18 protein-coding genes are annotated in these 24803 nt (G+C 35.8%); 10 read left to right on the forward strand and 8 right to left on the reverse strand.

Translation table 11 applies throughout. The features are described from left to right. Nucleotides 1–222 precede the first annotated feature (222 nt). From ACFPVY_RS16835 to ACFPVY_RS16855, 5 genes are all read right to left on the reverse strand, one after another. Nucleotides 223–1737, reverse strand: a complete 1515-nt coding sequence (locus ACFPVY_RS16835) for a G-D-S-L family lipolytic protein (protein ID WP_379793327.1) — start codon at nucleotides 1735–1737, stop codon at nucleotides 223–225. A 29-nt stretch (nucleotides 1738–1766) separates the two neighbouring features. Then, nucleotides 1767–4580: a carboxypeptidase-like regulatory domain-containing protein gene (locus ACFPVY_RS16840; protein ID WP_379793328.1), complete on the reverse strand. Its 2814-nt coding sequence runs from the start codon at nucleotides 4578–4580 to the stop codon at nucleotides 1767–1769. A 234-nt stretch (nucleotides 4581–4814) separates the two neighbouring features. Then, complete coding sequence (glmS, locus tag ACFPVY_RS16845; protein ID WP_379793329.1) at nucleotides 4815–6659, reverse strand: glutamine--fructose-6-phosphate transaminase (isomerizing); 1845 nt, start codon at nucleotides 6657–6659, stop codon at nucleotides 4815–4817. 14 nt (nucleotides 6660–6673) lie between these two features. Further along, entirely contained in the window at nucleotides 6674–8284 is a 1611-nt protein-coding gene (locus ACFPVY_RS16850; protein ID WP_379793330.1) for a DUF4270 domain-containing protein, read from the reverse strand. 22 nt (nucleotides 8285–8306) lie between these two features. Continuing rightward, complete coding sequence (locus tag ACFPVY_RS16855; RefSeq protein ID WP_379793331.1) at nucleotides 8307–9113, reverse strand: glycogen/starch synthase; 807 nt, start codon at nucleotides 9111–9113, stop codon at nucleotides 8307–8309. A gap of 106 nt (nucleotides 9114–9219) precedes the next feature. On the opposite strand from ACFPVY_RS16855, the gene panC reads away from it, so the two are divergent. From panC to ACFPVY_RS16870, 3 genes are read left to right on the forward strand one after another with little or no spacing between them, the layout of a single operon-like run. Continuing rightward, nucleotides 9220–10068, forward strand: coding sequence for a pantoate--beta-alanine ligase (gene panC / locus ACFPVY_RS16860; RefSeq protein ID WP_379793332.1), 849 nt, complete (start codon nucleotides 9220–9222; stop codon nucleotides 10066–10068). Between the two features lie 20 nt (nucleotides 10069–10088). Next, nucleotides 10089–10439: an aspartate 1-decarboxylase gene (gene panD / locus ACFPVY_RS16865; RefSeq protein ID WP_125011083.1), complete on the forward strand. Its 351-nt coding sequence runs from the start codon at nucleotides 10089–10091 to the stop codon at nucleotides 10437–10439. 7 nt (nucleotides 10440–10446) lie between these two features. Beyond that, a complete protein-coding gene (locus ACFPVY_RS16870; protein WP_379793334.1) occupies nucleotides 10447–11412 on the forward strand; it encodes a lysylphosphatidylglycerol synthase transmembrane domain-containing protein in 966 nt (321 codons plus the stop codon). Nucleotide 11413: 1 nt separating this feature from the next. On the opposite strand, the gene ACFPVY_RS16875 is transcribed toward ACFPVY_RS16870, so the two are convergent. After that, nucleotides 11414–11869 (reverse strand): nuclear transport factor 2 family protein, encoded by a 456-nt coding sequence (locus tag ACFPVY_RS16875; protein ID WP_379793335.1) that lies wholly within the window; start codon nucleotides 11867–11869, stop codon nucleotides 11414–11416. Nucleotides 11870–11994: 125 nt separating this feature from the next. Here ACFPVY_RS16875 and ACFPVY_RS16880 point away from each other — a divergent pair, with 125 nt between their 5' ends. The 6 genes from ACFPVY_RS16880 to ACFPVY_RS16905 all read left to right on the forward strand — a co-directional run bounded on the left by ACFPVY_RS16880 (nucleotide 11995) and on the right by ACFPVY_RS16905 (nucleotide 20580). Continuing rightward, a complete protein-coding gene (locus ACFPVY_RS16880; protein WP_379793336.1) occupies nucleotides 11995–13137 on the forward strand; it encodes an alpha/beta hydrolase in 1143 nt (380 codons plus the stop codon). Nucleotides 13138–13141: 4 nt separating this feature from the next. Continuing rightward, entirely contained in the window at nucleotides 13142–14506 is a 1365-nt protein-coding gene (gene radA / locus ACFPVY_RS16885; protein WP_379793337.1) for a DNA repair protein RadA, read from the forward strand. Nucleotides 14507–14567: 61 nt separating this feature from the next. After that, nucleotides 14568–16826, forward strand: a complete 2259-nt coding sequence (locus ACFPVY_RS16890; protein ID WP_379793339.1) for a DUF2339 domain-containing protein — start codon at nucleotides 14568–14570, stop codon at nucleotides 16824–16826. Continuing rightward, nucleotides 16810–18030, forward strand: a complete 1221-nt coding sequence (locus tag ACFPVY_RS16895; RefSeq protein WP_379793340.1) for a DUF3999 family protein — start codon at nucleotides 16810–16812, stop codon at nucleotides 18028–18030. Before ACFPVY_RS16890 ends, ACFPVY_RS16895 begins: the two co-directional genes overlap by 17 nt. Nucleotides 18031–18106: 76 nt before the next feature. Beyond that, a complete protein-coding gene (locus ACFPVY_RS16900) occupies nucleotides 18107–20077 on the forward strand; it encodes a transglycosylase domain-containing protein (protein ID WP_379793341.1) in 1971 nt (656 codons plus the stop codon). Between the two features lie 182 nt (nucleotides 20078–20259). Next, nucleotides 20260–20580: a GIY-YIG nuclease family protein gene (locus ACFPVY_RS16905; protein ID WP_379793342.1), complete on the forward strand. Its 321-nt coding sequence runs from the start codon at nucleotides 20260–20262 to the stop codon at nucleotides 20578–20580. A 137-nt stretch (nucleotides 20581–20717) separates the two neighbouring features. On the opposite strand, the gene ACFPVY_RS16910 is transcribed toward ACFPVY_RS16905, so the two are convergent. Together ACFPVY_RS16910 and ACFPVY_RS16915 are read right to left on the reverse strand one after the other, a co-directional pair. Continuing rightward, nucleotides 20718–21470: a LytR/AlgR family response regulator transcription factor gene (locus tag ACFPVY_RS16910; protein WP_379793538.1), complete on the reverse strand. Its 753-nt coding sequence runs from the start codon at nucleotides 21468–21470 to the stop codon at nucleotides 20718–20720. Continuing rightward, nucleotides 21470–23290: a tetratricopeptide repeat-containing sensor histidine kinase gene (locus ACFPVY_RS16915; RefSeq protein WP_379793343.1), complete on the reverse strand. Its 1821-nt coding sequence runs from the start codon at nucleotides 23288–23290 to the stop codon at nucleotides 21470–21472. Before ACFPVY_RS16915 ends, ACFPVY_RS16910 begins: the two co-directional genes overlap by 1 nt. Nucleotides 23291–23464: 174 nt before the next feature. Between ACFPVY_RS16915 and ACFPVY_RS16920 the strand changes: the two genes are divergently transcribed. Next, nucleotides 23465–24793, forward strand: a complete 1329-nt coding sequence (locus tag ACFPVY_RS16920) for a hypothetical protein (protein WP_379793344.1) — start codon at nucleotides 23465–23467, stop codon at nucleotides 24791–24793. The last annotated feature ends 10 nt before the right edge of the window (nucleotides 24794–24803 follow it).

The following is a 24803-nucleotide window of genomic DNA, read 5'->3' on the forward strand; positions in this document are numbered from 1 at the left end:
CTTATGTATTTATTAAATAGCTATTTAGGCTTGTGAAAAACACCTCTTTTTTCAGAGCGCAAAGATAGTTTTAAAAATGAAAATTTAATAATCTTTTGCGAAAAAAATATGAAAAAAATATAGGATTGTCTGTTTAAGAACATTAAGACGAACAAACCCGCAGTGTTTTTAAATAAAAAACCATCCGTTTTTTGGCGGATGGTTTTCTTATTATTTTAATTCTTAATTTATTGTCTGTCCATATTGAACATTATAATTTCCGATATTTAGTTCTGGAATTGACGAACCATAAGCGACGCTAATTCCTTTCAAGAATTGATTGGCAAGATAAGCATAACCTCTTGGCGAAGGATGAATTCCGTCGAGTGAAAAAGTACCACCAGTTACATAAGTTGCCGTCAGGTGGTAATTCCCAAAACGAATCCCTCCGTTCAACAACTGTTGCATAATTGCTTTGGTATCTACAAATGCTAAACCTTTCGCTTCTGCCGCATTTTTAATTGTAATATTATAAGCATCTGTCGCAGTTTCCACATCTTGTGCTTCGGCATCGGTTAAAACAGCACCATCTTGCAACGGATAAGTTACTCCAATTGTGTTAAACGGCGGTGGAATTCCTGCTTGTGGTGTTCCAATAATTGATCGAGTTGGAAGCAAAATATAATCAACAAAAGCACCATTTTTCTTTGCGTGGCGCGCTTGACCGTAAAGATTCCCCATCAAGCCTGCTTGTGCAGCTGGAACTCCCGCTCCAATTAAAGCTCCTGTCAATTGCGCTGAATAATTTACCAAAGATTCATCTCTGATCAAAAGCGGATTTGTTGATCCTGCTGTTAATGTTGCAATGCGATCGCCTTGACCTAACGCAGTCAAGATTTGTTTTATTGGTCCTAAAAGCTGCGTGTTTAATTGAGTTGCCGTTGCTTCATCAAGCGGCACTGGATTATAAGGAACCGTTGTAAAATAAGGAAGCGTATTGATGTATGGAAGATTTGCCACCACACCTTTTGCTCCCGTTGCAGTCATTGCATTTACCAATCCGTTGTAAACGTTGTCAAAAACCATTGGATCCGTAATATCGTTTGAACCATAAGTCGCAGGATTTAAATTTCCTGTCTGATTTACACCGATTCCACCAGAACTTGCATAGCTCAAAACGTCGTTTCCGCCAATCCACAATGAAAAGAAAGTGGCGTTTTGTGCAACCGCATCTCCAATCACCGAAGCTCCTGCAGAAGAATCAAATCTTCCGAAGTAAGGATTTGCAGCGCCATAACCATTTACGGTCAAGTGAAAACTTTTTGCTCCAGGAACTCCCATATTATTGAATGACCCAGACAATTGATCAGAAATAGACGTTGAAGAAACTCCAGTTACGTTAACTGGCCCAACTCCGTTGAAATATAATCTTGTTGGAAACTGCGGAATTTGATTGCCTCCGGCTGAAAATCCTCCAACGTTATCATTCATGTAAGGAACGGTAAATTCTCCTCCGCCGACTAACATAAATTGTTGCGCCAATAAATTTGGGTAACCATTTTCTTGTCCTTTTTTGAAAAGCGCATTGTCGCTAAATCCTGCAGCAAAAGAGTCCCCTAATGCTACATATTTTGAAAAATCTGCAGTTCCGGCACTGATTGGCACTTCGGCAACTTCGCCTTCGGTATCATCATCAGAACAAGCAACAAGGCCGATGCTTAACGAAGCAAATAACAGCCATTTGAAATTTTTTATCATGATCTATATTTTTTTATTACCTAAAATTATTATGGATTGATAATCCAAGAAACCAAATATTGTTGTCCGATTCTACCTGCTCCAATTACTTGCAAATAGTCATTTCCGAATAAATTTGAAGCACTTACTTTGAAAACAGATTTGATTGCTGGAACTGCGTAGTTCATTTGAGCATCAAAAACAGTTACCGAAGGAATCATACCGTCAGCAAAAGAAGATTGCCATAAATATTCGTCGCTCCATCTTGCATTTAAATTAAATCCGAAGTTTTTGAATAATTTTTGATTTCCTAAAGAGGCTTTAATTCTGTGTTTCGGCGTATTAAATCCTGCGATAAAAGAAGGGTCTTTTGCTTGGTCAAATTTAAATTCAGCATAATTATAATTTATACCTAATTCAAAATCTGCGTAAACTTTTTTATTCAAACCAATACCTAAACCTAATGAAGTAACGTCTTCGGTTGTATTTGTATAAACTTGATAAACCCTTCTGTCTCCGTTACCTAAAGCTTGAAGACCTCTTAAAACTTCTGGATTTGTCAAATCTGATCCAACAATTCCGTAATAAGGAGTAATTACTCTTGAAGTACTCATGAAGTCAGTATAAATGTTGTAATATGCATTCATATCAACTGAAAGTCCGTTTTCAAGAATTGTTTTATAACCAACTTCAAAAGCTTTAACCTGTTCTGGTTTAACCAATTGAATATTTACAATTTCAAGGTCAGCAGGATTTTGAGATAATGCAAATCTTGTAACCGAAGGAACAGAATATACGTCGCTTAAGTAAGCGCTTCTTCCAGATAAATTAACCGTCGGTGCATAACCGAGAGCTTGTCCTGCAGCACTGACATTCATAGTTTCTGTGTAGCGATCTAAGTTATCTTCAGCAGAACCAATCAATGCGAAAGGCCCTAAATCCAATCCGATGTATTGATCTTGAGTTGTTGGGTTTCTAAAGCCAGTTTGGAAAGAAACTCTAAAATTGTGACTTTTTCTTTCTCCGGCAGAATAAACCAAAGAAACTCTAGGAGAAAATTGGCCTTCAAAATTTTGAGATTTATCATAACGAAGCGATCCTGTAAATTTCAGTCTGTCGTCTAAGAATTTCTTTTGCGCTTGTGTGTAAATTCCGTACTCGTCATATTTAATGGCTCCGTCATAATCTGTAAAAATTGTTCCGTCTGAATTCAAAACATATTTTCTGAATGAACCTCCAACTTGAACTTCAACAACATCTGTCAATTCTTTAAAATTGTAGTTAGCGTCTGCGTGGTACAATTTTGATTGATCAATAAATTTCGCGCCTTTTGTCAAATCTGGATTTTGAATAACTGTCGCTAAAGCATTTGCAAATTCAGGAGAACCTGGCATAAATCTTGAACTTCCTGTTGGAGGAGTTGCAAATTGTGGCAATCCAGATAAACCCGCAGGCAAGATGTTATAGTCTGCATATTGTCTTCCGATTGCAGCCTGTTGTTGCGCAGTTGTTGCCAAACCTGTAGCGCCGGCCAATTGATATGCTGTCGCATAATTTGTAAACCACTCTTGATCAGATTTCCAAGATCTGTTAACGTTCCAAGCTGCGAAACGCATATCATAAGAATCTCCAGCGTCTTCAGTCGTCATGTACGCTCTTACGAAGAAATTTCTATTTTTAATCTCAAATTTAGATTGTTGCATGATAAAATTCTCCAATCTATATCGGTTTGCGCCTTGATAAATTGTATTTCCCATACCCAATTTATGTTGTAAAATAATCTCGAAGTCATCTTTCATTGGTTTGAAATGCAATGAGAAATCTGCTTTTACACTTTCGATAGAATTATCATTGATATCTTGTTCAAAATATCCGGTTCTACTAACTTGACCCACATTTGGAATAAACGTAGTTACCTCGTCACCATAAATATTCAAACCGTCATAATTTTGGTTCACATCATGACCAATTCCGCCGTTTGTCATACTTCTTTCATCGCCAGCAACCCATTCAGTAGCTCTTAAATAAGTGAAATTTGCTTTCGCTGCAAAAACTTCTGAGAACGCATGAGCAGCACGAATTCCAAAATCATAGTAATCATTTTCACCAGCTAATTTTTGATTTGTTTTTCCGTATCTGGCATAAAAACTTAGACCTTGGTGATCAAATGGACTTTTGCTGTTCATAAACAAAATTCCGTTGAAAGCGTTTGCTCCGTATAAAGCCGAAGACGCTCCAGGCAACAATTCAACACTCTGAACATCCAATTCAGAAAGACCGATAAGGTTTCCTAAAACAAAATTTAATGCCGGCGAAGAATTATCCATTCCGTCCACTAACTGCAGGAAACGAGTGTTTGCAACTGTCGCAAAACCTCTTGTATTAATTGATTTAAAAGACAGCGAACTTGAATTAAAATGCACTTCTTTTAAGTTTTCCAATCCGTCATAAAATGTTGCGGAAGACGTGTTTTTCACATCTTTGATTCCCATTCTTTCGATCGTAACTGGCGATTCTAGAATTCTTTCTGGAGTTCTGGACGCCGAAACTACGATTTCATCTAAATCTACTTCTTTTTTGAGAAGTGAAACTGTAACTTTTTCTGCCAAACTTGTCACCTCAATCGATTGCGAAGCAAAGCCAATATTTGTGATTTCTACTGTAAATGGCGGTTTCGATTCTGGCCTCATCGTAAAGTTTCCTTTCGCGTCAGATAACGTGGAAGTTGATTCTCCAATAATTTTAATGGTTGCTCCAGGAAGGGGAAGTCCGCTGTCATCAGTAACAGTTCCTGAAATTGAATTCTGGGCAATCGCAGTGATACCGCAGAAAAGCAAAGACAAAATGGTTAAATACAGTCTCATGTTTTGATTTGTTAGTTTATTAATACCAAAGTACAAATTATTTTGACATTAATAAAAAAAGTGAGAAATTTTATCGCAATTAGTAATAAATAAAGTTAATATTTACATAATTCATACTTTTGAATTGTCAATATCTCAATAAAATCAATACTATGCACGCATAAGAAGAAAATTTAACGGCATAAAAAAAGCGAGAAAATTTTCTCGCTTTTAATAATTTATGTAAGGTTTTCGCTATTCAACAGTAACTGATTTCGCCAAATTTCTTGGTTGATCGACATTACATCCTCTAAAAACAGCGATGTGATATGATAAAAGTTGTAATGGAATTGTAGTTAACAAAGGTGTTAACGCCTCAATTGTATCCGGAATTTCAATAACGTGATCTGCCAAATCTCTAACTTGAGTATCGCCTTTTGTCACAACTGCAATAATTTTACCGCTTCTTGACTTAATCTCCTGAATATTACTTACCACTTTGTCATAATGTCCTTGTTTTGGAGCGATTACAACAACTGGCATTTTCTCGTCAATCAAAGCAATTGGTCCGTGTTTCATTTCTGCAGCAGGATAACCTTCGGCGTGGATATATGAAATTTCTTTAAGTTTCAAAGCACCTTCAAGAGCAACTGGGAAGTTGTAACCTCTACCTAAATAAAGGCAATTTGGTGCATCTTTATAAATTTCTGCGATAGTTTTTGCAATATCATTTGTTTGCAAAGCTTCTTGAACTTTCTCTGGAATTACTTCCAATTCTTGCAAATATCTATGGAAATCAGAATTTGACAACGTCCCTTTTGCTTTTGCAAGACGTAAAGAAATTAATGTCAAGATTGTAATTTGAGTTGTAAATGCTTTTGTTGAAGCCACACCAATTTCCGGCCCAGCATGAGTGTAAGCACCTGCGTGAGTTTCTCTTGAAATTGAAGAACCAACTACGTTACAAACTCCAAAAACAAATGCTCCTCTTTCTTTAGCCAATTTAATTGCCGCTAAAGTATCTGCAGTTTCTCCAGATTGAGAGATCGCGATAACCACATCTTTTGGTCCGATAATTGGATTTCTGTATCTAAATTCAGAAGCATATTCAACTTCAACCGGAATTCTTGCAAATTCTTCGAAGATATATTCAGCGACTAAACCAGCGTGCCAAGAAGTGCCGCAAGCGACGATGATAATTCTTTCGGCATTAAGGAATTTCTCAAGGTTGTCCTCGATTCCTGCCATTTGGATAATTCCTTTATTAGCAAGAAGTCTTCCTCTATATGTATCTTTAATTACGTTTGGTTGCTCATAGATTTCTTTAAGCATAAAATGCTCATATCCACCTTTTTCAATTTGTTCCAAATTCATCTGAAGCTCCTGAACATAAGGATCTACCAATGAATCATCTTTAATTTTACGAACTTTAATTGATTTATTTCTTCTAACAATTGCCATTTCTTCATCTTCCAAATAAATTGCATTTGAAGTATATTCAATAAAAGGAGAAGCATCAGAAGCAATGAAAAATTCATCTTCACCGATACCAATTGCCAATGGACTTCCTAATCTTGCTACAACAATTTCATCTGGTTTTTTTGTATCAAAAACACAGATTGCATAAGCTCCAACAACTTGATTTAAAGCAATTTGAACCGCTTTTCCAAGTTTTAATTTGTCTTTTTTCTGAACGTCTTCAATCAAGTTAATCAATACTTCTGTATCTGTATCTGATTTAAAAACGTAACCTCGTTTCATCAATTCCTTCTTTAACGGCTCATAATTCTCAATGATTCCATTGTGAATTATTGCTAATTCTCCAGAATTTGAAACGTGCGGGTGCGAGTTCACATCATTTGGGACACCGTGTGTTGCCCAACGTGTATGACCCATTCCGATAGAACCATTCGCAGAAATTTCTTTAGACTTTTCTTCAAGGTCAGAAACCTTTCCTTTTGTCTTCGAAACTTTCATTGATTCGCCGTCGAAAAGCATTATTCCGGCACTATCATAACCTCTATATTCTAATCTTTTTAAACCTTTTATGATAATAGGAAAAGCTTCTCTATGACCAATATATCCAACGATACCACACATATATTTTTATTTATTTAGTCAGGTTTTGTAAATGAAATAACTAATCTTAATTTTTTAGCATTTGTATCCGGAAGGTTGCTACCATATATTATTGTCCCCAACGGGCTTAAAACTGAAGCTTGCGGAACACTTTTTAATTCTGTCGTTGGCGTTTTTACACCTAAAGTTGCCGAATTCGCAATAGACTCTGTTACAGAAAGTCCCAATCTTACGTTAGTAGAGTCGTTAAATATAATATTTTTTATATGCTCTGTTACTCTAACCCTATATTTTTTCGCCTTTCTATTCGCATCACCAGAATTTCCGGTCAATTGTGCAATCCCATCATATCTGGTTTTAGCATATTTTGGTTGTGCCGTATTTGCAGATGAATCAAAGTTATAATCTAAAATTGCCCTTCTGTTTGTGGCGTCATAGAGATAAATTCTATTTGGATCAATAGTATTAGCCATTGCACTTTGTTCTACATTAAAAACAATATGCGCTTCATTAATCAACCAATTATTTGCTATTGCTGTACTTCTCAATTCCTCTAATTCTGCTGAATTTCCCCCGCCAAATAAATCGATATAAGTAATTGCTCCTTCGCCACCTTTTAAAAACACCTTCGCATCACCGCTAACTGAATTTCCTGAAGCGATATCATATTCTGAACTTTCTGTAGTTGCGGTATGTGTCAAAAGACTCACGGTATTTCCAGATAAATTTAGTACAAGCGTTTTATCAACAACCCCAGATGCAGTAGTTTCATCTTCATAAGAAATTGTGATTGTACCTGCTGCAAAATTCAACATTGCTAAAGCTGCTGGTCCATTTATTTCCTCCACTTTAAAATAAAGTCCTCTGAAATAATTTTGAAATATATTATTATTGATTAAACTCTCAGAATTTGCGTCGATAATTCTATTGTAAAAATATTGCTTATTTAAATTCAATCGAAGTCCTGGCGCTTCTTTAATGTCATCCTCATCTTCTTCGCCTTCAGTTACAAGTTCGCTCGGAGAAAATTTAAAAATCTCTTCTCCTGCATTTAAGGCAGCGCCATTTAAAACTGGCGTTCCTGTCGATGAGGATCCAATTTTTACCGCATCAAACATTGCATTCTGATCTGAATAGTATTTTTGCGCCTCGAAGTTATTATTTGGATCAAAATTTCTCAAATAATAGCCATTTTCATAGACACTTAATTTGAAAGTTTGATTTAAATTACCATAGATAGAATCAAGTTCATAAACATTAGCTCCGTCAGAATTTGTCTCTTTAAAAGTACTAAAATAAGGCACATTTAATACAACAGATTTTATTCTCGCAAGCGTAACATTTGTAAAAGTTGGATTTTCTGTCCCTAAAGGAAAAGAAACTTGAGTCACGAAATTTGCAGTAGTTTTCCCAAACTTTCCATTATCTAAAATTCCTAACGGATTAATATCAAGATTTGAAGTTTCAACTGCACCTGTTTTTTTTGTAAAAGCCGTTAAAGTAGACATAGAATCTCTTTCAAAACCAAAATGGTCCTCTCCAACAATGTCACTTCCAATCTCATTAAAATCTTTATCACATGAAATTAAGAAGAAAATACCAAGGCTAGCCAAGGCAAACTTCTTTAAAATTGAACTATTTAGCATAGAATTTTTAGATGTATTTTTGTTATAAAACTTCATTTTTATAGAAATTAGTATAAGCTTCTGCAAACTTATCTTTAGCGGCGAAAGGTAAAAAAGGTTTTCCCGAGGATTCTATAAATTTTGTTAAATCTGAAGAAAGGTCGTGAGAGCCAACAATCACAGCATCTGAGTGCATAATTGACGTCTTCATAATGTTTGCATAATTTGGCTCTGCCAAAAGCTCAATTGACTCATTTGGAACGCCGTCAAAAGCCACTTTCTTCATCATTTCCATATCAAGATTTCCTTCAAAACCTGATGTATAAACCGAAGTCACGATTTTTGTTTCCGAAAATAATGCTTCATCTTTATAAAAATGCTTCATATAAACCGGAAGCATTCCTGCCAACCATCCGTGAACGTGGATAATATCTGGAACCCAGTTTAATTTCTTAACGGTTTCCACAACTCCTTTTGCAAAGAAAATCGCACGTTCGTCATTATCTGGATACAAAACGCCCTCTTCATCTGTAAAAGTCGCCTTGCGTTTAAAATATTCGTCGTTGTCAATAAAGTAAACCTGAATTCGCTCTTTTGGGATTGATGCTACTTTGATAATCAGTGGCATATCTAAATCGTTTACAACTAAATTCATCCCAGAAAGGCGAATAACTTCGTGTAACTGATGTCTTCTTTCGTTTATATTTCCATATCTTGGCATGAAAATTCTAATTTGTCCTCCTTGGTCATTGATCATCTTTGGAACGTCATACGACATATTAGATACTTCATTTTCAGCCAAGTAAGGTACTACCTCAGATGATACATACAATATCCTCTTATCCTCCATATTATTTTGAACTTTATTTATTGCCTATAAAAACACGCAAAATTACAAAAATTTATGCAGTTATTAACAAAAATGGTAAGTTTGCACTCAATTTAATCATTTGCAGATGCTCATTTTCAACAGACAAGAAGACTTGAAGAACCATTTGAAGTCGGTTTCAGATGAAAACACAACAATTGGATTCGTACCAACGATGGGCGCTTTGCATCAAGGTCATTTATCGCTGATCAAGAATTCTTTAGCCAAAAATAAAATTACGGTCGTAAGCATTTTTGTAAATCCAACGCAGTTTAACAACGCCGAAGATTTAGAAAAATACCCAAGAACTCTAGAAAAAGACACTGAAAAAATTGAAACTGTAAACAAAGACGTACTGATTTTTGCGCCAAGCGTAGAAGATATTTACGAGGGAAATACCGTTTCTGCTTCTTTCAATTTCGACGGATTGGAAAACCAGATGGAAGGCGAACACCGACCAGGACATTTTGACGGTGTTGGAACGATCGTAAAACGTCTTTTTAAAATTGTAAATCCAACAAATGCTTACTTCGGAGAAAAAGATTTCCAGCAATTGCAAATTGTCAGAAAGATGGTTGAAAAGCATGATTTGCCTGTAAACGTAATCGGTTGCCCAATTTTCAGAGAAGAAAACGGCCTGGCGATGAGTTCAAGAAACGAAAGACTTTCGGCTCAAGAAAAAGAAGATGCTTCATTGATTTACAAGACATTAAAAACTGCCAAAGAAAAATTTGGCACGAATTCTGCAAAAGATATCATCAAATATGTGGAAGCCATTTTTGAGAAAAATCCAGAATTTCAGTTAGAATATTTTCAGATTGCCGATGAAGACGAACTGCTTCCCGCTACTGCAAAAAAAGAGGATAAAAAATACCGCGCTTTCATAGCTGTTTTTATTAACAGTATCAGATTGATAGATAATATTTCATTAAATTAAAAAATAATTACCTTTGCCCCATGCAAATTCAAGTTGTTAAGTCCAAGATTCACCGCGTAACGGTAACTGGAGCAGATTTAAACTACATCGGAAGTATCACAATCGACGAGGCGTTGATGGAAGCTTCCAACATAGTTGAGGGAGAAAAAGTTTCAATTGTTAACATCAATAATGGCGCTCGTCTAGAGACTTATGCCATCAAAGGAAACAGAAATAGCGGTGACATTACTTTAAATGGTCCTGCGGCAAGAATGGTTCAAAAAGGCGATATCATCATCATTATTTCTTATGGAATTCTTGATTTTGAAGAAGCAAAAACCTTCAAGCCAACTTTGGTTTTCCCAAATGAAAAAGACAACACTTTAACGTAAACGTCTTTTGAAGAAAAAAATAAGCAAAGTATTATCCATATTACTCCCAATTTTATTGGGAGTTTTTTTGACAATTTACACCTATAATTCATTCACGCCGGCGCAACTGGAAGAAATGAAAAGTTATTTTGTCAATGCTGATTACACCTATATTTTTATCGCCCTTATTTTCGGATTTATCAGTCACGCCGCACGCGCGTATCGCTGGAAATTTATGCTCGAACACATGGGATATAATTCTCCGTTTAAAAATAATTTTATGGCGGTTTGGGTTGCTTATTTTATGAATATGACGATTCCCAGATCAGGCGAAGTTTCTCGAGCTTTGGTCTTAAAAAAATATGAAAACATCCCATTCGACAAGGCTTTTGGAAGCATTATTGCTGAACGTGTTGTTGATTTCATCATTCTTTTGGCTTTTATCGCAACTGCCGTTTTACTGCAATTTGAAGTTTTAAAAACGTTTCTTTTAGCAACAATTCCGGTTGAAAAATTATTGATTTACGGAGTCGTCGCCTTTGCGATTTTCATTACTTCCATCTTAATTTTTGCCTATTCAAAATCAAAATGGATTTTAATGATCAAAGGAAAAATTTCCGGTTTAACCGAAGGTCTTTTGAGCGTCTGGAAAATGGAGAAAAAATGGCCGTTTATCTTTCACACGGCTGTGATTTGGGTTTGTTACGTACTGACTTTTTACTCCGCGATTTTTGCTTTGAAAGAAACCAGCGAGATTAGTTTTGGCGTAGTCGTTACCGCTTTCGTTATCGGAAGTTTGGCAATTTCTTTTTCCAACGGAGGTTTTGGAGTTTTCCCAGTGGTAATTGCAGGAATCTTAGCTTTATACGGAATTCCAAAGGAAGCCGGAACCGCTTTTGGCTGGATTATTTGGACTTCTCAAACCGTTCAAATCATTATTTTAGGCGGACTTTCATTTTTATTTCTGCCAATTTTAAACAGAAAAAAGCAATAAGTTATTCTGCCTTTTCCTTTAATTCAATTGCTTGTCGGCTCCAAAGTTTCCACGATTTTCCTTTTTTGACCCAAATTTCCAATAAAGAAAGTGTCATTTCAAAATCATAAATTTTATAAATCCCCACAACTTTCACTTTTCTGCGAAGGCTGACCGTTTTTCTATTTCGTTTAAATTCTAAAAAATCAGTCTGCTCAATTGATTTATAGCTGACTTTTTTAGATTCAAAATCTTTCTTGAAATCATCAAAATTCTGAACCCAGCCGTTTGAATGCCCAAGGGAAACGTCTTCTGAAAACAATTCTAAAATGGCAGAATCATTATTTTTCATATAAAAATCAAGTAGCCTAATATTTTCCTGAAGTTTTGGTTCCTTCTTTAATTCAGAAATGGCGCCGTTTTCTTGAGCGTTTATTGAAAGAGAAATTAGGAAGAAAAAAATTGGGTACAGTTTCATTTTGTTAGATTCTAATTATGGCGAAGATATTGAAAAACCATATTTCCCAATCGAAAAATAAATCATTATCTTGCTTTCCAAAATCGGAAGACAATTTCGGAAGAAACTAACTAACAAACCTCCAAATGAAAAAACTATTACTTCTCACCTTTTCATTATTTTCACTGAGTTTATTTGCTCAAAAAACCACAGAAGTTGTCAAATCAGAAAAATTGAACGGTGAAAGACAAATCACCATTTCGCTTCCTCCCGCTTATGCAAAAGAGCCAGAAAGAAAGTTTCCGCTATTGATTTTATTAGACGGAGAATATCTTTTTGATGCTTTTTCCGGCGCGCTTTCTTACGCGAATTATTGGGATGATTTGCCTCCGGTAATTATCGTTGCAATCAATCAAAATTCAAATGGAGAGCGTTTTGTGGACAGCCAATTCGACAAAGAATCTGGGCTTCCGGAAGAAGGCGGTTCTCGTTTTTATGAATTTATTGGTTCTGAATTAATTCCTTCCTTGGAAAAAAAATACAGAGTTGCTCCTTTCAAAATTATCGCCGGACACGACACTACTGCTGGATTTTTGAATTTTTATTTATACAAAGACCAGCCAATTTTTAATGCTTATATTTCTTTAAGTCCGGAATTCGCTCCAGAAATGGAAACCAGAATCGCAGACCGACTTGCCGTGGCAAAAACGCCAATTTTTTACTACCAAGCCACAGCCGACGGCGATTTGAAAAGAATGCAAAAGAAAATCCAGGAATTGGACCAAAACATAAAAGCGAAAACGAATCCAAATGTGAATTATCGTTTTGACGAATTTAAAAACGCAACGCATTATTCATTAGTTTTGCAAGCAGTTCCCAATTCTTTGTACCAAATTTTCGCTGCGTACCAACCGATTTCTTCTTCTGAATTTCAGGACAAAATCGCAAAATTGCCAAGCGGTTATGTTGATTATTTGGCAAATAAATACACAATCATCGAAAAATCTTTAGGAATAAAAATGCCAATTAGAGTCAATGATTTCAAAGCAATTGAAGCTGCAATCTTAAAAAATAAGGCGTATTCAGAATTTGAAAAATTATCAGATTTGGCAAAGAAAAGCTATCCAAAAGCGATGCTTGCAGATTATGAATTAGCAATGATGTATGAACACACGGGCGATTTCAAAAAAGCGTTTAAGTCTTACCAAAATGCTTATACAAAAAACGAAATCGGAGATTTGACCAAAGATATGATGCTTGAAAAAGCGGACGAAATGAAGACGAAATAACTATATGTCGAAAGTAAAAACAACTTTTTTCTGCCAAAATTGTGGCGCGCAATATTCAAAATGGCAAGGCCAATGCAATTCTTGCAAAGAATGGAACACCATTGCCGAAGAAATAATCCAAAAAGAAGAAAAAAAAGACTGGAAATCAGCGACGTCGCCGGATTCAAAAAGGGTTACCAAACCTTTAAAAATCCACGAAATTGACAGCACCGAAGAAATTCGTCTTGACACGCGCGATGGCGAGTTGAATCGTGTTTTGGGTGGCGGCATAGTTCCCGGCTCGCTTATACTTTTGGGTGGCGAACCTGGCATTGGAAAAAGTACGCTTTTGCTTCAAATTTCACTGCAATTGCCGTACAGAACGTTATATGTTTCGGGCGAAGAAAGCCAAAAACAGATTAAAATGCGTGCGGAAAGAATCAATCCGCTGAGTGATAATTGTTATATTTTGACTGAAACAAAAACGCAAAATATCTTCAAGCAAATTGAGGCAATTGAACCCGAAATCGTAATCATCGATTCCATCCAAACGCTTCATACCGATTACATCGAATCATCAGCCGGAAGCATTTCTCAAATTAGGGAAACCACGGCAGAATTGATAAAATTTGCGAAAGAAACCAATATTCCGGTGATTTTAATCGGACATATCACGAAAGACGGAAACATCGCCGGACCAAAGATTTTGGAACACATGGTCGATACTGTTTTGCAATTTGAAGGGGACAGAAACCACATTTACAGAATCTTGCGTTCGCTGAAAAACCGTTTTGGTTCGACCGCAGAATTAGGAATTTATGAAATGCAAGGAACAGGTTTACGCGAAGTTTCAAATCCGTCAGAAATTTTAATTTCCCACAAAGAAGAAGAACTTTCAGGAACCGCAATTGCCACGACAATGGAAGGAATGCGCCCGATTATGATTGAAATCCAAGCGCTTGTTTCGACCGCAGTTTATGGAACGCCACAACGAAGCACGACTGGTTACAACGCAAAAAGGCTTAATATGATTTTGGCAGTTCTTGAAAAACGAGCTGGATTCAGGCTTGGCGCCAAAGACGTTTTCTTGAACATAACAGGAGGAATTTCCGTGGATGACCCAGCGATTGATTTGGCAGTTGTCGCTTCAATTCTGTCTTCAAACGAAGATATTCCGGTTGGGAAAGATTTTTGCTTTGCCGGAGAAGTCGGGCTTTCTGGAGAAATTCGTCCGGTAAATCGTGTGGACCAAAGAATTCAGGAAGCTGAAAAATTAGGATTTTCAACCATTTTTGTTTCGAAATACAATAAAATTACGTTGAAAAATACCTTTATTAAAGTGCGATTGGTTTCAAAAATCGAAGATGTTGCAGCAGAATTGTTTGGATAAATAATAGATTGTTAAAATCTGTCGCTTTTTTACATATCTTTAAAACAAATTTCTATAATCTATGCCTGATCAAGATAAGTTAAACCTCCTCCATCAAAAACTGGATTTCCTGATCAAAAGGCAAGACGGTTTTCAAAGAGAAATTTCAGATTTAAGAAACGAAATTCGTGCGCTTCAAACTGATGTTGCACCAATTTCAAAAACTCCGGAAATAGTTTCTTCCAACCAAGAAAAACCAATTCTAGAAAAACCTTCTGTTCCAAAAGAAACGGTCGTTTTTTCAAGACCGACAACTTCCAGAACGGAGCCAAGAATCCAAAAACCAAGCAATTGGGAAAAATTTATTGGTGAAAATTTGATCAATAAAATTGGTGTTTTAATTCTGATTATTGGCGTGGGAATCGGAGCAAAATATGCGATTGACAACGAATTAATCAGTCCGTTGACGCGAATTATTTTGGGCTATTTCATCGGATTAGGACTGCTTGGTTTTGCTTTAAAATTGAAGCCCAAATTCGAAAACTTCAGTGCCGTTTTACTGAGCGGTTCTATGGCGATACTATACTTCATCTCGTTTCTCGCTTACAGTTTATATGGCTTGATTCCGCAATCTTTGGCGTTTGTGATTATGGTTTTGTTTACCATTTTCACGGTTTTTTCTGCCTTAAAATACAACCAGCAAGTCATCGCAATTATCGGTTTGGTCGGAGCGTATTCGGTTCCGTTTTTATTGAGCGATGGTTCGGGGAAAGTCGTGATTTTGTTTACTTATATGGCGATTATCAATATCGGAATTCTAATCATCGCCTTCAAAAAATACTGGCGTTTGTTAAACATAATTTCTTTCGTCGCCACTTGGATTATCTTCGGTTCTTGGATTATTGCAAGCTTTAAACCAAACATTCATTTTGGAATAGCACTGACATTTCTCTTCGTATTTTTCACCATTTTTTACGTAGCTTTTTTATCTTACAAATTAATCAAAAAAGAAAATTACGAAGCAAAAGACATTTTTTCGGTGCTTTCAAATTCATTTATTTTTTATGGTTTAGGAATCGGGATTTTAAGCGGAAATCCAACTGCTTCACAATATTTTGGCCTGTTTACGTTGTTGAACGCCATCATTCATTTTGGCGTAAGCGTTTTAATTTACAAGAAAAAATTAGCTGACAAAAGCTTATTTTATCTGGTAATCGGAATGGTTTTGACTTTTATCACGATTGCAATTCCGGTACAATTAAGTGGAAAATGGGTCACTTTGGCGTGGGCTTTTCAAGGAATGTTGCTCTTTTATTTGGGCCGAAGCAAAAAGATTTCTTTCTATGAAACGTTGTCATATATCGTAATGATTTTGGCGATAATCAGCCTTTTTGAGGACTGGTTCCGTTATGATGCCGAAACTCCAATTTTAAATTCCCAGTTCTTAAATTCGATTTTATTCGTGGTCGCTTTTGGACTGATTGTGTATTTCCAACGAAAATATCCAATGGAAGAAACCGAGAGAAAATCGGCGGTAATTTCTTTTATGAATCACTTTGTCCCGGCGGTTTTCGTGCTGGTTTTGTACAACGCGATTCGACTTGAGATCAGCAATTATTGGGATTTGAAAATTTACAAAAACCAAACTTATTTCAGTGATTTTTACAATTATAGAGACATTTGGATTTTGAACTTTACACTTTTATATCTTTCTGCGATGTTCCTAATTATCGCAAAAAAAGTCAAAAACAAGTTTTTTGAAATTGCTACTTTAGTACTTTCAACAATCGCCATTTTAATTTTCCTTTTCAACGGTTTGTATACGCAAAGCGAGCTGATTTACAGTTATTACAATCCAGATGCGAAGGCGATATTAACAACCGGATTTTTTGCCGTGGTGATTCATTATATTTCGTTGCTTTGTTTGGGAATTTTAGCCTATCAGATTTACAATTATTTCGGAACAAAATTAGAGAAAAACCGAAGCTTTTTTGAAGTCGCGCTTTCGGTTTTGATAATTTGGATTATCAGCGCCGAAATGCTGATTTGGATTCACGCAAACAATTCTTGGACGAACAGCAAACTGGGATTGAGCATTTTGTGGGGCGTTTTATCGTTACTTTTAATAAGCTACGGAATCTGGAAAAACAGAAAACAACTGCGCGTTTTGGCCATCGTTTTATTTGGCATTACGCTGGTAAAATTGTTCTTTTATGACATAGCGCAACTCAACACGATTCGCAAAACCATCGTTTTCGTGTCACTCGGAATCTTGCTTTTAATTATTTCCTTTTTGTACAATAAATACAAACATTTGCTTCTTGATGACGACAAAAAATAAAATATTCGCACTGCTTTTTTTGGTCTTGAACCTAAATTCTTTTGCCCAAACCGAAGATTTTAAATTCAAAAGAAAAATTGAAAACACTTCAGAAACTTGGCACAAAATCATTTTGCCCGAAGCTTCTTTTGGAAAATTAAAAGCTGATTTTTCAGACATCAGAATCTTTGGAAATGATGGTAAAATCGAAGCTCCGTATATTTTAAAATCATCTGAAAATCATATTTCAGAAGTAGCGATTCCGTTTCAAATGATTAACGTTTCGAGCAGAAATTCGGAATATTTTTACACGTTTGAACTTTCGGAAAACAAACAGATTAACCAGATAAAATTAAATTTCAATCAAGAAAACTTTGATTGGAAAGTTGAATTGGAAGCCAGCAATAATCAGTCAGAATGGTTTTCTGTTTTAAAAAATTACCGCATTCTTTCGATAAAAAACAGCCAAACTGATTATAAATTTACCCAGGTTGATTTTCCAGATTCGAAGTATAAATTTTACCGTATAAAAATTAAGGCTTCGGAACAACCAAAATTAACGGAAGCCAAAATTTGGGAACAGAAAAAAAACGACGGCGACTTTAAAATTTCGGTATTGAAAAGTCAAAAAAACGAGATTGATTCCAAGAAAAAGCTTTCGATATTTTATTTGGAATTGCAACATAAAGTTCCTGTTTCTTCGTTAAATATCGAGTTGACAAACACTTTTGATTATTACCGCCCGATTACAATTGAAGTTTTAAGAGATAGCATCGAAACCGAAAATGGTTGGCGTTTTAATTATGAAACAATTGCAAATGAAACCTTGAGTTCGTTGAACAAAACTGGTTTTTCGCTTGGAAACACGTTAGTCAAAAAACTAAAAATCACCGTTGAAAACGGAAGCAATCAGCCTTTAGAAATTAAAAATATCGTAGTCAAAAACTCGATTTATTATCTTTTAGCGCGATTTACAGAAAAAGCCGACTATTCTTTATTTTACGGAAATCTGAAAGCTTCGAATACCAATTATGATATTGAAAATTTCCAAGAAAAAATTCCTAAAAACCCAAAAGAATTACAAATCGGAAACGAAGAGAAAAACCCTGATTTCAAGAATATTACGCAATCGCCATTGTTTGAAAATAAAATTTGGCTTTGGGCGTTAATGGGAATAATTATTGTGGTCATTGGATATTTTTCGTTGAAAATGTTGCGCGAGTAGTCTGTTAATTACGCTTATTCATCCGCCAACTTTCCATTATTCCTTTATATTTGTGTTTTAAACTTGAAAATTCTGAATGAGAACTAGAAAACAGAAAGTCTTACTTGCCGTTACAATCATCGCTGTAATTTTTGTACTAGCCATTGGCCTGTTTTTTATTTTCAGAAATTCAATTCTGCAAAAGGCAATTGCCAAAGTTTCTACCAAAATGGAAACAGAATACAACAGTAAATTCTCCATTAAATCAGCTTCTTTTGAAGGTTTTTCAGGTGTTGCTTTAGAAAATATTTTATTGGTTCCAAAGAACGCAGACACACTTTTGAATGTACAAAGTATTAAGACAAATGTCAGTTTTTGGAAGCTTTTGACCGGCGATGTGCAACTCGGAACTTTGTATGTAAAAAACGGTTTTGTGCAATTGGTAAAAGATAAAAACGGCAGAAATTTCGATGCGTTTTTAAAGAAAGACGAACCAAAAGACACGACCGATGTTGATGTAAATTATGCTGAAAAAGCCTATCGAATGCTGAATCAAGCGCTAAATTTGGTTCCAACCGATATGGATTTGGAAAACGTTTCGCTTCGAATGGACGATATGGGTCGAAAAGTAAAATTAGACCTGAAAAAATTGCGTTTGGTTGACAAACAATTGGAAACTTCGATTGGCGTGACCGCGGATAATTTTAAACAAACTTGGAAAATAAAGGGTTTTGCTGACCCAAGAAAAAAACAAACTGACTTACGATTTTTCAATGTGGATACCGGAAAAATCCGAATTCCTTATATTGATGAACGTTTTAACCTGAAAGCTGGCTTTGATTCCATTCGACTAAATATCAAAAACATAGAAATGGACGGCGATGAATTGCACATCGACGGAACTTCTTCCATTGCAAATTTCACGGTAAATCATCCAAAAGTTTCGAAAAAAGATGTGGTCATCAAAAAAGCAGAATTTGACTATAATTTTATTTTTGGCGAAGATTTTATTGCGATTGACAGCTCGTCAACAGTGACTTTAAACAAAATGAAATTTTCTCCGTATGTTTTCTACCAAAAAACAAAAGAAGACAAAAACCAAATTTATGCCTTGAAAGTAAAAATCCCAAAAATGACCGCGCAAGATTTTATCGTGTCACTTCCGGAGGGACTTTTTACAAACTTTGAAGGAATGGAAGCCGAAGGAAATTTTAGTTATAATTTGGAATTTTTGTACAATAAAAACAAACCTCGCGAATTGGTTTTTGATAGTAATTTCAAGAAAGAAAATTTGAAAATTATCAAATATGGCGAAGCGAATTTGAACAAATTAAACAGCAGTTTCACGTATCGCGCCATCATCAACGGAATCCGCCAGCGCGCTGTGGAAGTGAGTCCGTCGAACCCAAATTACACGCCTTTAAACGAAATTTCTCCTTATTTGAGAAAGGCCGTTTTGACTTCAGAAGACCCTTCGTTTTTCTCGCACAGAGGTTTTATCAACGAAGCGTTCAAGCAATCGATTATTAAAAATATCAAAACAAAACGTTTTTCTCGAGGCGCAAGTACGATTAGCATGCAATTGATTAAGAACGTTTTCTTGACGAGAGAAAAAACGCTTTCACGAAAATTAGAAGAAATTTTATTGGTTTATATTCTTGAAAACAACCGAATTTCAAGCAAAGAACGAATGCTGGAAGTGTATTTCAACATCATCGAATGGGGACCAAATGTTTATGGAATTGGCGAAGCTTCGCTATTTTATTTTGGAAAACATCCTTCAAATTTAACGTTAAACGAGTCGTTGTTTTTGGCGAGTATTGTCCCAAGACCGAGAAGTTTTGCGTGGCAATTTGACGGTCAAGCCCGATTAAAAGAAAATTATATGCGCCAAAACCATCGCATCGCCGACTTGATGTTGCGCCGTGGTTTATTGGAACAGCAAGATACTTTGCAGAAGCAGTTTCCTGTAGAAATTATCGGTCCGGCGAGGTCTTTTATCAAGCTGAAGCCTTTAGATTCAATAGTTTTGGATAAAATTCAAATTGATGAAGAATTTGATTTTTAAAAGTTTTCTTCATTCCCAGGAACGCAAAATCTTCGTTGCCTAAATTTTTTGCAAAGATTCGTTCTTCAGAATGATACGTTTGTGGAGTGCTCTTGAAAAACTATACTAAATCTGCATCGATAATTTTGTCATTCCGAGGAACGAGGAATCTCCATAAAATATTCGCCACTAAAAATAAACTTATGCTCACAGAAGGTTATCACACTTACTATATCTATATAATTACGAACAAGGCAAAAACGGTTTTGTACACCGGTGTGACGAACCACTTGAAAATTCGATTACTACAACACAGCGAAAACATAACATCTAAAAATAACACATTTGCTTCAAAATATCACGTACAATACTTGCTGTATTTCGAGAAATTTACTTGGATTCATGAAGCAATTGCTAGAGAAAAGGAAATTAAAGGATGGCGAAAAGAGAAGAAAATTGATTTAATTAAAACGATAAATCCTAATTTAGAATTCTTGAATTATTTGTTTGAAGGAAATCTTTGAAAATTTTTTTCGCGGAGATTCTTCCTTCGTCAGAATGACAAGTTTGTGGAGTTTCTTGTGGAAAAACTTTACCGAAATAACTAACATTTACAGAACGACAGGTTTGTGTAATTGAAATTCTAAGAATCTGCTGTATTTCACTTAAAAGCCTTTAAAAATTCTTCCTTATAACTCGGGGAAATTTCCACTTCAGATTCGTCAATCATCGTTACATAACCGCCGGTTCCTTTGTGATATGATTTTACAAAGTTGATATTGATAATATTTGATTTATGAACTCTGATAAACGGAAACGGCAAAATTTCTGTAAAATGTTTCAAGAACCGGCAAACCATCTTTTTTTGGCCATTTGAAAGGTACAAATCGGTGAAATTTCCGTTGCCACGAAGTCTTACTATTTCCTCCATTTTTACAACTTCAAAGCCTTCCAAAGTTGGTAAAATCACTTGCTGTTTTTCAGGTTTTGTTTCTCTGAAATTTTCCACGATGATTTTATTACGGTTGAAAATTTCATGGTTCACGATGTGTTGCTGTACTTTATTTACGGCGGTAATCAGTTCTTCGATACTGATTGGTTTTAGCAAATAATACGCCGCGCTTTGATTCAACGCTTTCAATGAATATTCTGAAAATGCTGTGACAAAAATGGTTTCAAATTGCAAATCTTTGCACGCTTCCAAAACATCAAAAGCATTTCCGAAAGGCATTTCGACGTCCAAAAAAACCAATTGCGGTTTCAAGTCGTGCAGTAACGGAATTGCTTCCTTGAAATTCTGCGCTTCGCCAGTGATTTCAACCTGCGGACAATATTTCTGCAAGTAGTTTTTCAGGACTTCGCGCGCGGCCGATTCGTCTTCAACGATGACACTTTTTATTTTTTGCAAAACCATCATATTTTATCAATTAAAGGAAATGTCAATTCGATTTGGGTTCCGGTTTGAGGCAAATCTCTTTCTGAAATTTGGAACGAAATATTTTTATGATACAATTCATTCAGCAAGTTTATTCGCTCCAAAGTATTTGTCAAGCCTCGCGACTCGTGGACTTTCTGGTTTGTTGTTTTCAATTCCTTGCTTTTTTTCAACCCAATTCCGTTGTCTTCGATGGTTACTTTTACCAGATTTTTTTCTAATTTAAAATCCAATTTCAAGAAACCTTTGTCTTCTTTGTAACGCAATCCGTGCCAAATGGCGTTTTCCAAATGCGGTTGCAAAAGCATATTTGGGACAAAAATTGCGTCGGCGTCTAAGTTTTCATCGACTTTTATTTCATAATCAAATTTATCGCTGAATCGCAAATGTTCTAAGTCAAGATATTTTTTCAATTGTTCGATTTCATTGCTTAAAGTCACAAAGTCTTTATTGGAATTTTCCATCATATTTCGCATCAAATTAGAATACGAAGTCAAGTACTTATTGGCTTCAAGTTCATTATTTTCAGAAATAAATTGGTTCACAGAATTCAAACTATTGAAAATAAAATGCGGATTCATTTCTCTCCGTAAGGATTGCAAAGCGATTTTTTTATTCTTGGTTTTAATCGAATACAACGCTTTTACGATAAACACAAAAAGCAAAATCATCAGAACGACCGAACCCAAAAGAAAATAATTAAAGGTATTTTTCTTGGTAATCAATTCGTCTTTCAAAGCACGTTCTTTCTCCAAATGTTTGATTCGGTCTTCGGTAACTTGAAATGTTTTTGAGTCAATCAAAGAATTATCCGACTTGATTAAAGCTTCAAAGTTTTCGAAGAAATTCTCATATAATTCGATACTTTTTTGTCCGTTTCCTTTTTCCTTATATTGTTTTAAGAGTAATTCTAAAGTGTTTTTTGCAAGCAATGTTTTTCCGTTTTCGATACTAACTTCATACGCTTCTTTCAATAGCGAAATTCCCTTTTCATCTTCTTTTTGGGTAAAATAAATCGAAGCCAATTCTTGCATTTGAGCAATTTCATTGTCAAAATCACTGCGTGTTTTTGCTTCGCCAATCATTTTTTCGTGAATAGCGATGGCTTTGTCAAATTGATTGTCAGAAACATACACTTTGGCAATTTCATTCTTGATTTTTAAAGCTTCCGAAGGCTTTCCTTTGACATTTTCCAGCGCTTTTTTGTAGTTTTCAATCGCTCCAAGTTTATCATCTAACTTGATGCTGTTCATCGCTTTTTGCTGATATGCTTCTGAAACTTCTTCTCTTTTTCCCTTTTTTTCTAAGATAGAAATATTCGAATTGATATAATCATCTTGCTTTGCGGGAACTGAATTTTTCAATCGTTCTGCATCATTATAATTGACTCTTTCTAATTCTTTGTCCGAAGAAACTTCGCTGGCCTTTTCATAACTTATAATTGCGTCGCTTGTTTTATTTTGGGATTCCTGGGTTTTCCCGATGTTTCTGCTGACATTTGCAACTTCCTTGTTTTTATTCAATTTGGCATAAATATCTTTCGCCTTTTTCAAATATTCTTCCGCTTTTGCGTAATCGCCTTTGGCAGAAAGTTGTTTGGCCAAAGCCTCGTACCGCTGGGCAATTTGCAAATCGCTTTCGTCTTTTGAGAGCGCTTCCTTCAGCTCCACCGCTTTTTTAGAAACGCTATTTGTCTTGGTCGGGAGGATTTTCTTTTTAATAGTATCCTGCGCCATCAAGCTTTGAAAGCCGAAAAGCATCACCAGAAAAATCGCGATTTTAAGATTCAATTTCTTCATAACAGTCTATCGCTTAGGATTTAAAAACCAAGCAGAATTTATAATGTAAAGTAAATTAATTTCAACCTGTTATCCTATTCCTTTCACCAATTGAAAACGGGGTTTCACCATTTCTGGAAATTTTGAGCGGATTTGAAATCTAATTTTACCAGAGAAATCTTAAAACCACAAATTATGAGAGCAAAAATAATTTCAGTAGCGGTCCTGCTTTTTGGATGCTACGCTTCGGTAAAAATCATCAATCGCAATTCTGTAAAACCAGTTTCAGAAAAACCTAAGGATTTTGCAATGGTCATTCCAGAAGACAAAAAGGATGACGAAGAACTGCCGTGCGTTTTTATGACAGTGATGAACGAACAGCCTTCTGAAGGTTTTGCAAAAGTGAAACGCGATGCAAAAATTGACGAGAAAATTGCCCAAGGCGAAAACTGGCTCGTGCAAGCACAAAACAAAGATGGCGGTTGGGGCGCGGGTTCACACGCAATGCAGAACGTGAGAGACCCACACGCTGTGAGCTCAGACCCGGCGACAACGGCAATGACGGCAATGGCTTTGTACCGCGTTGGCTATAATATGGAATCTGGAAAACATAGTGATGTCTTGAGAAAAAGCTTGGATTATCTTTTGGCTGAAATTGAAAAAACAAAGAACAATCCAGATTATATAACGGAAGTTCGAGGTACGCAAATTCAGCGGAAATTGGGAGAAAATATCGACGCGGTTTTGACTTTGCAGTTTCTGAATCAAATTTATCCGACTCTGAAAAATGAAAATTTAAAAGACAAAGTGAAAGACGCCATTCAAGTTTGCATCAATAAAATTGAAAAATCATACGACGGCAACGGAAAAGTGAAAGGTGCAGGTTGGGCTGGTGTTTTGCAATCTTCTTTTGCAAGTTCAGGCTTGGAAAATGCTTCTAAAAATAAAGATGTAAAGGTGGATTCTGATAAATTGAAAAAGTCTAGAGATTACCAAAAAAGCAATTATAATTCAGAAAATGAAAGCGTAAAATCTGAAGATGGCGCCGGAATTATGTTGTATGCCGTGAGCAGTTCAGTTCGTGGAAGCGCAAAAGAATCGCAAGAAGCAAAAGAAATTATCGCCAAAGCAAAAAGTGAAGGAAAACTAGACCGAAATGCGCCTTTAAATAAAGATAATTTGAAAAAAGCAGGCGTTTCTGACGAACAAGCCGAAGTTTATGAAGTGGCTGACAAGGTGTATAATTCAGCCAAAGTGAAAGCGGTTCAAAATGACGTGATGAGCGGTTTTGGGAATAACGGCGGTGAAGAATTCTTGAGTTTCCTGCAAACTGGCGAATCGATGATTGTCAATAAAGATGACGAATGGCGAAAATGGTACGACAATGTGGGCGGGAAAATCATCAGCATCCAGAATAATGACGGAAGCTGGAACGGCCACCATTGCATTACGAGCCCAGTTTTTTGCACGGCGACTTGCCTGATGATTCTTTCGATTGAAAACGATATTAAAAATTTACAATAACCTAAAAAAA

It is taken from the genome of Flavobacterium qiangtangense (assembly GCF_042658345.1).
In the GTDB taxonomy this organism is placed as follows: domain Bacteria; phylum Bacteroidota; class Bacteroidia; order Flavobacteriales; family Flavobacteriaceae; genus Flavobacterium; species Flavobacterium qiangtangense.